Genomic DNA, 11,917 nt, shown 5'->3' on the forward strand with positions numbered 1-11,917 from the left:
TTACCATCGAATTATTCAACTGATTCCTGTGACCGGAGAGACTATGAAAGCCATCGCCATTACCCGCGCCGCGACCGACGGCAATAACATTGAATTTTTACAAGAGATTGACCTGCCCATGCCAGTTGCCACAGGACATGACCTGCTGGTTGAAGTAAAGGCCATTTCCGTCAACCCCGTTGATACCAAGGTCCGCGAAGGTTTTAACGCTGATGTGCCGCGCGTACTGGGCTGGGATGCCGTTGGTGTGGTGAAGTCCGTGGGCGAAGCCGTTACTTTGTTCTCGCCTGGCGATGAAGTCTGGTACGCCGGGGCCCTGGGACGTGCGGGCAGTAACAGCGAATTTCAGTTAGTTGATGAACGAATCACCGCGCTGAAGCCGCAATCGCTGGATAACGCCTCTGCGGCAGCGCTACCGCTGACCGCAATCACCGCCTGGGAAATGCTGTTCGACCGCCTGGGCATTGAGGAAAATGGCAACGAAGGCGATGTGTTACTGATTGTCGGCGCGGCTGGCGGCGTGGGTTCTATTCTGACGCAACTGGCCAGTAAGCTGACCAAAATGACCGTCATCGGCACCGCATCACGTGCGGAAAGCCAGAAATGGGTACGTGAAGCGGGCGCTCATCATGTGATTGACCACAGCAAGCCGTTGACGGAAGAGCTGGCACGGATAGGTATTAAAGAGGTGACACACGTTGCCAGCCTGAATAATACCGAACAGCACTACTCGCAAATTATTGCTGCCCTGGCTCCACAGGGGAAACTGGCGCTGATTGACGATCCGCAAACCCTTGATGCGCGTCCGCTGAAGGCAAAAAGCATTTCGCTGCACTGGGAGTTTATGTTTACCCGTTCGATGTTTACCACCCACGACATCATTGCCCAGCATCAGCTATTGACCCGCGTGGCCCAGTTGATCGACGACCACACCATCCATACCACGCTGGGTGAACATTTTGGCGCGATCACGGCGGCGAATCTGCAAAAAGCGCATGCGCAAATTGAAACGGGTCGCTCGGTCGGCAAGATTGTGCTGGAGGGGTTTTAACATGTCTGATGCAGAAGTGATTTCAATTATTGCCGTACTGAAAGCCAAACCAGGGAAAATCGATGCACTGAAACAGGCGCTACAAGCTCTCTTACTGCCCACGCGCCGGGAGGAGGGCAATATTGAGTATGCGTTGTTCCAGTTACGCGACACGCCAGATGTATTTTATGTGCGCGAATCCTGGCGCGGTCAGGCTGGTCTGGACGAACATATCGCCCTGCCGCATTTCCAGTCGTTTGTATTGCAAATGAACGATCTACTGGCCGAGCCGCTACGACTGGATTATCTGACGCCTATAGAGCCGTAATATTAATACCGTGCTTCTCTGCTGTTCGGGGGAGCACAATAAATATCAACTTGAGAATTTACTTAACTCAATAATAACTTAGAAAATAAAATAGACATGATCATTATCCTCTGGAAAACTGTGGCATTAGTCACAAAATTGACATTGAAGATATATCGTTAATATTCATTTTATTTCACAATAATAATAACCATATAAAAATAAATCACTCAGAAACACCCGCCGAATCTCCATCCCCTTACTTCCAGTACACACCATAAAATAATGTGAATGCAGAAATATAATTTCATAATAACAAGTATTGTTATTTTAATGGGGCAGGAGGAAATTAATTCACTAAGGCAATTCTGATAAAGATAGCTTTAGCCTCCCCCTGAAATTAACCATGAAGATGTCAATAATGGTTAATGAACTGTAGAGCAAAAATGGATATCGCCCAGGCGATTTAGACTTTACTGCAGGTTAGATAGCCTGCAAAAAGCAACAACAAGGAATGGATCATGTCTACACCCGCTAATTTTAATGGCCAACGCCCAGTGATTGATGTCAATGACGCAGTTATGTTGCTTATCGATCATCAAAGCGGCCTGTTCCAGACCGTTGGCGATATGCCAATGACTGAACTGCGTGCAAGAGCTACGGCTCTGGCAAAAATCGCCACCTTATGCAAAATGCCGGTGATTACCACCGCCTCTGTGCCGCAGGGGCCAAACGGTCCGCTTATTCCGGAAATTCATGAGAACGCGCCTCACGCACATTATGTCGCACGCAAAGGTGAAATTAACGCCTGGGATAACAAAGAGTTTGTTGCGGCAGTAAAAGCGACAGGCCGTAAGACGCTGATTATTGCTGGTACCATCACCAGTGTATGCATGGCATTCCCGGCCATCAGCGCGGTAGCAGAAGGCTATAAAGTCTTTGCCGTCATCGATGCTTCCGGTACCTACAGCAAAATGGCGCAGGAGATCACCATGGCCCGCGTCGTACAGGCTGGTGTCGTGCCGATGGATACTGCCGCGGTTGCGTCTGAACTGCAGAAAACCTGGAATCGGGAAGACGCAGCGGAATGGGCTGAAGTCTATACCAAAATCTTCCCGGCTTATCAGTTACTGATTGAAAGCTATACCAAAGCCCAGGATGTTGTGAAAAATAACGAGCTGCTGGACTCTCAGCGCGCTTAACTTTTCCGATCTTGCACAAACGCCTGTTTCGTATAAGCAGGCGTTTTGTAATGCGCAACATCAGCCCCTGTCAGCGATTACGTCCAGCCATAACACCGCCATCGACATCCCAGACAGCGCCAGTCACCCAACCCGCCTTGTCGGACAGCAGGAACGCGACGGTTTCGGCAACGTCAAGCGGCTTACCGACCCGACCGATCGGGTGGAAACTGTCAAAGCTGCTCATCACACCTTGTACATCTTCTTTCGGGATAAACCCTTCATAGATGGGGGTATGCACGACCGCTGGCGAAACGGCGTTCACGCGAATCCCATGCGCACCCAGCTCAATAGCCAGATTTTTGGTTAAAGCATGCAGACCCGCTTTGGCCATCGAATAGGCCGATGAAGGTGTCGCGCCCACCGCTTGTTGCGCCCACATTGAACCAATATTCACGATGGCGCCGTTTATATTGTCTGCCAACATATTGCGCACCACGTCGCGGGTGATGAAAAACGTCGCCCGATTGAGGCTCATATATAGCTCATAATCTTCAACTTCATGTTCAGTAAAAGGTTTCGGGAAAAACACGCCAGCCGCATTCACTAACAGGTTGATGTCTTTATGATCAGCATTCACCGTTGCCATCACCTGCCTAACCCCCGCTTCCGACATCAGATCTGCCACAATGACGGAGACGTCACCCAGCTCCGCCAAGGCCTGACGGGCCCGTTCCGCTTTCTCGGCGCGGTTGCCTACCAGCACCACGCTACCGCCGCCCTGGAGGATCAGTTTCGCCGTTTCGAACCCCATCCCACTGGTCCCACCCACCACTAATAATTTCTTTCCGGCAAAGAATGCGCTCATCGTTAACCTCGTTTAAAGAATTCGTTGACGCGCTAAAGATGCCACTCGGCTCAGGAGTTGACGACTGAGAAGAAATAGCATCTCAAGAAAGAAAATCTATCTCGCTGGCGTATACTGGAAACAGTTAATAAGAATGGAAAAAAGCAGATGCGTTCACTCAATCGGCTAAAATGGTTACACGCTTTTGAAGCCACCGCCCGCCATGGCAGCTTCACCGGCGCGGCGCAGGAACTGGGCGTGACGCCTGCAGCCGTTGGTCAACTGGTACGTGCGCTGGAAGATTGGGTAGGCCATCCACTGTTACATCGCACCCGCACGGGCAAAGAACGTCTCACGCTGGTCAGCGAAGCACAGGACGCATTGCGCGACATCACTCTGGGACTGGATAACCTGGAATCCGGACTCAACAAACTGCGCGGCCGTCGGGCGCGCTCGGTGGTGATCATTACCGCGTCGCAGGTCCTGGTCATGAACTGGTTGATGAGTCGTCTCAATCGTTTCTCACAAACGCATGAAAACATCGAATTACGTTTGAATGTGACGGAAAAGCTGATGGATGTCGCCCACGGCGAAGCCGATCTGGGCGTACGCTGCGGCAAAGGTGACTGGCCCGGCGTCAATAAAACCTGGTTAATGGATGAAGAAGCCGTTCTGGTCTGCAGCCCACGAATGGTACCGGTAGATAAAATCGCCTGCGGGGAATGGCTGGCCGCGCAAAAGCTGATCCACGACGATACCCCCCACCCCGGCGCTCATTTTCCTGCGTGGGATGATGTCTTGCACGCTACCCATGCCCCGGCCGTCCGCGACAGTGGACTGCACATTAACTCCACCTCTGCGGTGATCCTGGCGGCAATCAGCGGCCAGGGGGTGGCTATCGTTCGTCGGGCGCTGGTTCAGCAGTTACTTACCGACGGACAGCTGGTGCAACTTCATCCCAACACCCGTTGGCCGCTGGCGTGGTCATACTACATCGTCACGCCGCAACACGCGGTAATGCGTCCGGAAGTGAAAATCTTTAATGACTGGCTGATTGCGGATGTGCTGGCAGAAATCGCAGCTATCTCTGCTATGATGCCTGCACACAAATAAAACAAAACAACATGCCGAGGGAAAGATGGGTTCCACCAGAAGAGGGATGATGAACGTCCTGATTGCCGCCGTATTATGGGGAAGTTCGGGCGTTTGTGCACAGTACATCATGGAGCAAAGTCAGATGTCATCTCAGTTCCTGACCATGACGCGTCTGATTTTCGCCGGACTTATTCTGCTGATGCTCTCCTTCGTTCACGGCGACAAAGTATTCTCCATTATCAAAAACCGCAAAGACGCGGTTAGCCTGCTGATTTTCTCGGTGGTAGGCGCGCTTACCGTACAGTTGACCTTTCTGTTAACTATTGAAAAATCTAACGCCGCCACCGCGACGGTACTGCAATTTTTGTCACCAACCATCATCGTGGCGTGGTTTTCCGTAGTACGTAAAGCGCGACCAGGCATTTTGGTGCTAACCGCGATCCTGACCTCGCTCATTGGCACGTTCCTGTTGGTCACCCACGGTAACCCGACGTCGCTGTCTATCTCACCTGCCGCGCTGTTCTGGGGAATTGCCTCCGCATTTGCCGCCGCGTTTTATACCACCTACCCTTCAACGCTTATCGCGCGCTACGGTACGCTGCCGGTTGTTGGCTGGAGTATGTTAATTGGCGGGATGATCCTGCTGCCGTTTTATGCCGGGCAGGGAACAAACTTTGTCGTTAATGGCAGTTTGATTCTGGCATTTTTCTATCTGGTGGTTATCGGTACGTCACTGACGTTTAGCCTGTACCTGAAAGGTGCGCAGATGATTGGCGGCCCGAAAGCGAGCATTTTGAGCTGCGCGGAACCGCTAAGCAGCGCGTTGTTGTCTCTGCTGCTGTTAGGCATTACGTTCACCCTGCCTGACTGGCTGGGCACGATGCTGATCCTCTCGTCGGTAGTGCTGATCTCAATGGACTCACGTCGCCGCGCCAGAGCGGTTTAACCCCAACCGGCGCGGCAACGGGTTAATTACCAGCCCGGAACCGCGCCGCCGTTGAAGATGGATTCCGCCGCTTTTGCCACTTCCGGTGATTGATAAGATTGCAGAAATTCTTTCACGTTTTCGGCATCTTTGTTGTCTTCTCGCGCCACCAGGATATTCACATACGGCGAGTTCTTATCTTCGATAAATACGCTGTCATGCACCGGGGAAAGTCCGGTTTGTTGGATATAAGTGGTACTGATAATCGCCACATCCACTTTCCGATCGTCCAGTACGCGTGGTAGCTGCGCGCCTTCCAGCTCCATGATATTCAGATGCCGTGGATTATCAGTAATATCCAGTGCCGTAGGCAGCAGGCCTGTCCCCGCTTTCAGGGTGATTAACTTTTCTTTTTGCAGCAACAACAGCGCCCGCCCAAGGTTGGTCGGATCGTTAGGTATTGCAATCGTTGCGCCGTCTTTCAGTTCCGCTACCGTTTTGATTTTCTTCGAATAACCGGCCATTGGAAAAACAAAGGTATTTCCCACCGCCACCAGCTTATAGTTATGCGCTTTATTATCCTGTTCAAGGAACGGACGATGCTGGAAGACGTTGGCATCCAGTTCACCATGATTAGTGGCATCGTTGGGTAATAATGAACCGCTGAAGCCCACCAGCTCGACGTCCAGGCCGTATTTCTCTTTGGCTACTTTCTTCGCGACCTCCGCCACGTCCTGCTCTGCGCCGTTAATCACGCCCACTTTAATATGTTTCGCGTCGTTGCTCTGCTGATCGCACCCTGCCAGCAATAATCCCGCCAGTAATACCACCGTCCCGGCTGCAAAATGAGGTATCTTCAGTTTCACGTTTTTATCCTTTTGAAATAACCGCCTGATGAGTAATGAAATGACTATAGCGGGAAGGCCACTGCGGTTTAAAAAACGAAAAAGCATCAGCAAGAAGAAAAAAGCATAATGGAAAAAAGGATAATTAGTCAGAATGTGCCGTGAGCTCATCAATGGAAAGCCCGGTAATCATCAGCACCAGTTCACGATCGATGCCCTTCTCAAGCATGGCATGGGCGATCCGCAACGCTTCATCCTTTTTGCCTTCGAGTTTGCCTTCCAGCAATCCTGTTCTTCGCCCCGACTCACGTAAGCATTCTGCAATCGTCATTAATCTCTCCTTATGCCTGGGAACACGCCTGGCAACCTCGCGAATAAACGCCTCAAAACGCGGTGCGCTGCCGGACTGTACCAGGTAATTAAATAGCGTTTCTACCTGACTGTCATTAGCGTGTCCCTTAATCAGCAGGGCAACCAGTTTATCGACCAGCACCATCAAATCGCGCTCACGTATATGCTTTTGGACAAGTTCCAGTAGCGCCATGCGCCGATGCTGCATAATCTCGTCATCAGACACCACTGTGATGTCTACCAGCGGGAAAGCCGCGCCATAAAGCTGCCGCGCAGTTTCTGAATCGTCAAACTCATCCAGCCAGCACAGTGAAAAAGGGTACGGGCTAGCAACGCCATGATAAAAAAGTATCGGCACCACTAGCGGCAGCGTTTTGTTTCCGGCATCAAGATGGCTCTGCATCGCGGCAATGGCATAACGCATCATCCGGAACGCCATATGCGCATCCGGCGAACTCTGGTGTTCAATCAACGCATAGATATAGCCTTTTCCAGTCCTTGTTTTTAGTGACCACAGTACATCGGAATAGCTGACACACAGGTCTTCCTCAATAAAACACCCGGACTCCAGCTTCAGTGTGTTCAGATCGCAAAGTTCACGCAATGACGCTGGGAGATAGGTATCAAGAAAATCCCTCGCCGTTTCTGGATGGTTTAAGAACTTTTTAAAAACTGCATCATGCGGGGTAGAAGTTGTAGGATTTTTCATGGCGATCCGTCACCAAAAGAACAAGATGACGGAACCTTACTCGCCAGCATCGCAACCAACATCAGGGAAACTCTTCATCTGCGAGGCGCTTTGGCGAATAAATACATACTTTTGCAATGTATTCATTTTCCAGGAATGGTGTTCGCAAAAATGCCCGGTGAAACCTAACGCTTACCAGGCATCTTTTATGCACCATCCGGCGATAGCAACATCACACCATCTCTTTCACTATCTCCATTAACCTGGCGACATCTTCAGGCCGGGTATTACCCGTTTGTGGATCGATAATCGAGCTGTAAACATGCGGCATCACGCGGGGCACTCCCGCCTCCAGACAGGTTTTCAGGATAATGCCGAAGTTATCGAGATCGATCCCGCCCGTCGGTTCAATCAGCGTCATGCCGTTGCGCGCAGCGGTCGTCGCCAGTGCGTACAGATCTGGCAGCGACCGCTCTCCCCCCATGGGGAAAAACTTCGCCGCGTGCGCCCCTGAATCCAACATCATCCGTACCGCTGCATCACAGGAAACGCGGGCAGGCGTGCCCTGGCTACTGCAAACGCCCGTCGAGATCAGCACTTCCCCCGGTGTGCCCGTCGGGCTGACCAGCGCATTGATATGGGTTTGTTCGCCGCCCGTGGCCGCCAGCGCCCCTGCTGCAAACCCGCAGCCGGTAAAGGTCTGGTTGACGTGCGCCGGATGAACCGCTGAGGCTATCATCGCCGCTTTGTAATACTGTGCCGGGTCGCCAGCCCCCAATCCGACGGAGATCGACGGCACCTCCGTCATCCAGCGTTTAACTTCCCGAACGCCCTCATCAACTGACGTAAACTGCGCGGAAAGCACGCCGATCACCGCATGGCCTTCAGCGGCATCATAGATTTCCCGGGCATTGGCGATATCCTTCGCCAGCACGTTAATGGCCACTTTATTCCGATAAAAATTAATGTGCTGCATGGTCTGCAATCTCCTTTAATCGCGCTACGATCAACGCCATTTCCCCTTCTGCGACCGTACGCGGGTCAAGACTAAAAACGCCCTGATGAAGGTTGTAACGACGAGCGTAAATCGCGATATCGCCCCCGCGAAGTTGCGCTTCGACAGCATAAGCATCCTGCCCCAGCGTCTGCGCGTTCACGCGGATCCGAATCCGCCAGATGGCGCGTCCGGCTTCGTCCTGTTCGATATCGGCGTCCAGTCCGGGAATCGCTGATATCGCCTGTGCCACGGGCTGGAGTTCCTCAGCAGTCACCACGACCTGCCCCTGATGATAGTTTTCCAGGGCATACACCAGTCCGACCATATTCTCTTTGCCGATTTTCATCGCCCGGGCAATCCCGTGGTGCTGCGCTTTACACGCGGCAATCCACTGTTTCTTACCGGTGATAAACCCGGAGGTCGGCGCGTTAAAGGCTTTTGCCCCGCTGTAGACCACCATATCCGCCCCGCTCGCCACCCAGGCGTGTAAATCCTCCTCGGCGGCGGCATCAACAATCAGCGGCAGATTGTGAACCTGCGCGACCTGCACAAAATCCGCAATGCTCAACATGCCCTTCTGCACGCAATGGTGCGATTTCACGTACAACAGCGCGGCGGTGTTATCGGTAATCGCGCTCTCCAACTGCCAGCGGGCCGCAAGATTACTTGAGCCGACTTCCACCACGCGACCACCGCCCAGGCGAATAGCGCTGGTGATTGGCGCCCCGTAGTCAACGTTATGCCCGCGCAGCATGACCACTTCATTCGCCATACCCGTGCTATCAGGCATTAGCGAGACTCGCGCCGGGTCACCGCGGGTAATGGCTGCGGCGACAGAGATAGCAATCCCCGCCGACGCACAAGAGGTGATATAGCTGTCCTCCGCGCCGGTATAGCGGGAAACCAGCTCGCCGGTGCGGTCCACCAGCCGATCGATTTCAACAAAGGCTGAGGCCGCCCGCGCGGTGGCCTGCATCACCTCCGGCGCTACGCTGGAAACGCCCAGAATCGTCATCTTGCCGCAGGCGTTAATGACCTGTTTTAGCCCCAGTTGTTGATAAATATTCTGTGTCATGGCTTACAGCACTCCCAACAGCGAACAAACCACGCTGAGCGCCACAATTGACAGCAGGATCGTGGTGTAACGTGGCCCTTTCTTCACCAGATAAAAGTAGATGGCGAACACCGCCGCCAGCGGCAACAGGCCGGGGGCAATAGAGTCGAGAATTTGCTGAACCACCACTTCAGAGCCTTTCAGGGCGCTGAGTTTTAGCGGGGTGGTGATCTTGACGTAACTCGCAGAAAGCGCGCCCATCATGATCAGACCCAGCACGTTAGCACCGTAGATAAGCTCCTTAATTCGCCCTCCCTGCAGTAGACCGATAATCGAGTCACGCCCCAGCGTATAGCCTTTGTGGACCATGCCGTAGCTGATTGCCAGCGTAATAGCAGGATAGAGAATTAACGGTACAATTCCGCCCATCGCGCTGCCATTGGCGGCGAACGGGATGAAAATAGCAATTAACAGCGGCATAACGGCTGCCCAGATAATGGAGTCGCCCATCCCGGCCAGTGGTCCCATTAAGCCAGTTTTAATCCCGGTGATCGAAGCGTCGCTAATCGGCTCGCCGCGCGTTTTCTGCTCCTCCATCGCAATGGAAATCCCCTGAATCACCGCCCCGAACGTTTGCTCCGAGTTGAAGAAGTTCAGATGGCGTTTCAGCGCTTCCACCTGCTCCTCTTTTTGCGGGTATAGTTTTTTGATGATCGGTGTCATCGAGGCGCAGAAAATCAGGCTTTGCAAACGCTCATAGGAGCTGGAAACTTCCGCACCCAGCCAGTAGATAAACCAGGCTTTGGTGATATCTGCTTTGGTCAGCGTGCCGCTTTCACGTGCACGCTCCACCAGTTCATGCTGCATTACGTCGCTGCTCATCATGCTGCTCCTTCATTTTTCGCCAGACCTTTAATCAGGAAGGCCACGCAGGTACCAAAGATTGCCATCGCCATGATGTCCACCTTCAGGTACAGCACTGCAAAGAATCCGCCGATAAACCACGGCAGCAGGCTCTTTTTACCGATCACCATAATGGTGATGGCAAAGCCCAGCGCCGGCAGAATGCCGCCCATAATTTCAAAGGAGTGTGTGAGCCAGTGCGGCATCAGCTTCAGGAAGCTTTCCACCACGTCCTGACCAAAATAGTTAGCGGCAAAGACCACCGGGAAACGCAGCACCAGCCCGAGTAACGCCGGGTAGAGGAACGCACAGCGCATAATCCCCGCCATGTTGGCCGTTTCCGCGTGCTTGTCGGCCATATGTACCCACGCGGCGTTTAACGTACGACGCAACTGGTCGAGGAACACACCGATAACGCCAAACGGGATCGCCAGTGCGATGGCCAGGTTCGGGTCCATTCCGGCCTTCACGGCGATAGGAATTGAAATACAGGCAGCCAGCGCCGGATCCGACGGGACGTTGCCGCCCGGCGTAGAAGTCACGCCGAGGTAAACCAGTTGCATACCTGCGCCGATGATCATCGCCGTTTCCATGTTGCCTAACAGCAGACCAACGAATACGGCAATCACCACCGGCTGTAGCAGCATGGCGGAAAAGGTGTAGCCAAGGCGTAATCGGGCAAACCAGTAATACAACCCCATCAGGCTTGCAAAGACTAAAGTATCCATAGTTAAGTACCCTGTTATCAAAGGATTAGAATTTTTTCAGGATATCGTCCAGCGACTGCGGCTTATCTTCCGGGATAGTCTGGAAGAACACCTGAATACCACGATTTTTCAGGTCGCTCAGAATGCCGACGTCTTTTTCATCCAGCGTGATGTTCTGGAATACCGCTTTGCGGTTTGGCCCACCGCCCAGCCCACCGACCTGAATGGTGGAGACATCAAAACCCAACTGGACCGCCTCCAGGACCGCCGCCAGAGAGGGGAACAGCACCAGGACCTTGCCGTCACCAAGCTGATTTTCTTTCCATGCGGCGGCAAAACTCTGGTTACCAAAGCAATCCACTTTGATATTTGGCGGCGCTGCCATCAGGTAGATATTTTTCATAAATGGGTCGGCGTCCAGCTCATCGCTAACCACCGCAATCCGGTTTGCCTGAGATTGTCCAACCCACTTAGTCACAACCTGGCCATGAATCAGACGGCTATCGATACGACATAAAACGATGTTTGCCATGATGTTTAATCCTTATTGTGATTGTTGTAATTGACGTACGTGAGCAACAACGTCCAGGCAGCTGCTCCGCCCGGCCTCGACCAGTTCGGCCACACAGGCGGTCAGTTGACCGTGCTCGCGTTTGTCCAGCGCCTCCAGTAACAAAGAGGCATTCAGCCCGGAAATGACTGCCACCGGGTAATCGGCGCTCAGCCGCGCCGCAACATTAGAAGTGGTGCCGCCAATAAAATCGGTCAGGATCAGTGAGCCTTCCGGCATGGCTTTCACCACGACTTCGACGCGCTGATAAAACTCGCCGAGCGTATCAACGGGCATCAACGCAATTTCGGTCACGCCTTTGATTTCGCCCATCACCATGCGCAGGCTGTTGCAAAGCTGTTGCCCCCAGCCGCCATGGGTCAGCAGCAGGATCTGGGGCAAGGATTCAGTGGTAGTCATAATGGCCTCCTGGCTCG

14 protein-coding genes are annotated in these 11,917 nt (G+C 52.9%); 5 read left to right on the forward strand and 9 right to left on the reverse strand.

What is annotated here, in order from left to right:
• Positions 1-43: 43 nt before the first annotated feature.
• The 3 genes from OGV69_RS06265 to OGV69_RS06275 all read left to right on the forward strand — a co-directional run bounded on the left by OGV69_RS06265 (position 44) and on the right by OGV69_RS06275 (position 2,539).
• Positions 44-1,051 (forward strand): zinc-binding alcohol dehydrogenase family protein, encoded by a 1,008-nt coding sequence (locus OGV69_RS06265; RefSeq protein ID WP_069323683.1) that lies wholly within the window; start codon positions 44-46, stop codon positions 1,049-1,051.
• Position 1,052: 1 nt separating this feature from the next.
• Positions 1,053-1,358, forward strand: a complete 306-nt coding sequence (locus OGV69_RS06270) for a putative quinol monooxygenase (protein WP_042311525.1) — start codon at positions 1,053-1,055, stop codon at positions 1,356-1,358.
• A gap of 500 nt (positions 1,359-1,858) precedes the next feature.
• The gene (locus tag OGV69_RS06275) at positions 1,859-2,539 is read left to right on the forward strand and encodes a hydrolase (protein WP_038635572.1); all 681 of its coding nucleotides are present in this window, start codon (positions 1,859-1,861) and stop codon (positions 2,537-2,539) included.
• A gap of 70 nt (positions 2,540-2,609) precedes the next feature.
• On the opposite strand, the gene OGV69_RS06280 is transcribed toward OGV69_RS06275, so the two are convergent.
• Positions 2,610-3,386 (reverse strand): SDR family NAD(P)-dependent oxidoreductase, encoded by a 777-nt coding sequence (locus OGV69_RS06280; protein ID WP_069323682.1) that lies wholly within the window; start codon positions 3,384-3,386, stop codon positions 2,610-2,612.
• A 147-nt stretch (positions 3,387-3,533) separates the two neighbouring features.
• Between OGV69_RS06280 and OGV69_RS06285 the strand changes: the two genes are divergently transcribed.
• Both OGV69_RS06285 and OGV69_RS06290 read left to right on the forward strand, forming a co-directional pair.
• The gene (locus OGV69_RS06285; RefSeq protein WP_069323681.1) at positions 3,534-4,478 is read left to right on the forward strand and encodes a LysR substrate-binding domain-containing protein; all 945 of its coding nucleotides are present in this window, start codon (positions 3,534-3,536) and stop codon (positions 4,476-4,478) included.
• Between the two features lie 25 nt (positions 4,479-4,503).
• Positions 4,504-5,406: a carboxylate/amino acid/amine transporter gene (locus tag OGV69_RS06290; RefSeq protein WP_069323680.1), complete on the forward strand. Its 903-nt coding sequence runs from the start codon at positions 4,504-4,506 to the stop codon at positions 5,404-5,406.
• A 26-nt stretch (positions 5,407-5,432) separates the two neighbouring features.
• Here OGV69_RS06290 and nlpA read toward each other — a convergent pair whose 3' ends face one another.
• From nlpA to OGV69_RS06330, 8 genes are all read right to left on the reverse strand, one after another.
• Positions 5,433-6,251 (reverse strand): lipoprotein NlpA, encoded by an 819-nt coding sequence (gene nlpA, locus OGV69_RS06295; protein WP_069323679.1) that lies wholly within the window; start codon positions 6,249-6,251, stop codon positions 5,433-5,435.
• 124 nt (positions 6,252-6,375) lie between these two features.
• A complete protein-coding gene (locus tag OGV69_RS06300) occupies positions 6,376-7,290 on the reverse strand; it encodes an Rpn family recombination-promoting nuclease/putative transposase (RefSeq protein WP_069323678.1) in 915 nt (304 codons plus the stop codon).
• Between the two features lie 211 nt (positions 7,291-7,501).
• A complete protein-coding gene (gene dagF / locus OGV69_RS06305) occupies positions 7,502-8,245 on the reverse strand; it encodes a 2-dehydro-3-deoxy-phosphogluconate aldolase (RefSeq protein ID WP_069323677.1) in 744 nt (247 codons plus the stop codon).
• Positions 8,232-9,341, reverse strand: a complete 1,110-nt coding sequence (gene dgaE, locus OGV69_RS06310) for a D-glucosaminate-6-phosphate ammonia lyase (protein ID WP_069323676.1) — start codon at positions 9,339-9,341, stop codon at positions 8,232-8,234. The genes dagF and dgaE overlap by 14 nt, the downstream gene beginning before the upstream one ends.
• A gap of 3 nt (positions 9,342-9,344) precedes the next feature.
• Positions 9,345-10,205, reverse strand: coding sequence for a PTS system mannose/fructose/sorbose family transporter subunit IID (locus tag OGV69_RS06315; protein ID WP_005121522.1), 861 nt, complete (start codon positions 10,203-10,205; stop codon positions 9,345-9,347).
• A complete protein-coding gene (locus OGV69_RS06320; protein ID WP_003023960.1) occupies positions 10,202-10,951 on the reverse strand; it encodes a PTS mannose/fructose/sorbose/N-acetylgalactosamine transporter subunit IIC in 750 nt (249 codons plus the stop codon). Before OGV69_RS06320 ends, OGV69_RS06315 begins: the two co-directional genes overlap by 4 nt.
• A gap of 25 nt (positions 10,952-10,976) precedes the next feature.
• Positions 10,977-11,462 carry a PTS sugar transporter subunit IIB gene (locus OGV69_RS06325; RefSeq protein ID WP_038635597.1) on the reverse strand — a complete coding sequence of 162 codons (486 nt, stop codon included), beginning with the start codon at positions 11,460-11,462 and terminating at the stop codon, positions 10,977-10,979.
• 12 nt (positions 11,463-11,474) lie between these two features.
• Positions 11,475-11,900: a PTS sugar transporter subunit IIA gene (locus OGV69_RS06330; RefSeq protein WP_038635600.1), complete on the reverse strand. Its 426-nt coding sequence runs from the start codon at positions 11,898-11,900 to the stop codon at positions 11,475-11,477.
• Between the last annotated feature and the right edge of the window lie 17 nt (positions 11,901-11,917).

Source organism: Citrobacter sp. Cc139, assembly GCF_030334645.1.
GTDB lineage: Bacteria > Pseudomonadota > Gammaproteobacteria > Enterobacterales > Enterobacteriaceae > Citrobacter > Citrobacter werkmanii.

Coding starts and splice junctions, on each gene's coding strand:
- OGV69_RS06265 (WP_069323683.1), top strand. CDS start 44: ATGAAAGCCATCGCCATTACCCGCGCCGCGACCGACGGCAATAACATT.
- OGV69_RS06270 (WP_042311525.1), top strand. CDS start 1,053: ATGTCTGATGCAGAAGTGATTTCAATTATTGCCGTACTGAAAGCCAAA.
- OGV69_RS06275 (WP_038635572.1), top strand. CDS start 1,859: ATGTCTACACCCGCTAATTTTAATGGCCAACGCCCAGTGATTGATGTC.
- OGV69_RS06280 (WP_069323682.1), bottom strand. CDS start 3,386: ATGAGCGCATTCTTTGCCGGAAAGAAATTATTAGTGGTGGGTGGGACC.
- OGV69_RS06285 (WP_069323681.1), top strand. CDS start 3,534: ATGCGTTCACTCAATCGGCTAAAATGGTTACACGCTTTTGAAGCCACC.
- OGV69_RS06290 (WP_069323680.1), top strand. CDS start 4,504: ATGGGTTCCACCAGAAGAGGGATGATGAACGTCCTGATTGCCGCCGTA.
- OGV69_RS06300 (WP_069323678.1), bottom strand. CDS start 7,290: ATGAAAAATCCTACAACTTCTACCCCGCATGATGCAGTTTTTAAAAAG.
- dagF (WP_069323677.1), bottom strand. CDS start 8,245: ATGCAGCACATTAATTTTTATCGGAATAAAGTGGCCATTAACGTGCTG.
- dgaE (WP_069323676.1), bottom strand. CDS start 9,341: ATGACACAGAATATTTATCAACAACTGGGGCTAAAACAGGTCATTAAC.
- OGV69_RS06315 (WP_005121522.1), bottom strand. CDS start 10,205: ATGATGAGCAGCGACGTAATGCAGCATGAACTGGTGGAGCGTGCACGT.
- OGV69_RS06320 (WP_003023960.1), bottom strand. CDS start 10,951: ATGGATACTTTAGTCTTTGCAAGCCTGATGGGGTTGTATTACTGGTTT.
- OGV69_RS06325 (WP_038635597.1), bottom strand. CDS start 11,462: ATGGCAAACATCGTTTTATGTCGTATCGATAGCCGTCTGATTCATGGC.
- OGV69_RS06330 (WP_038635600.1), bottom strand. CDS start 11,900: ATGACTACCACTGAATCCTTGCCCCAGATCCTGCTGCTGACCCATGGC.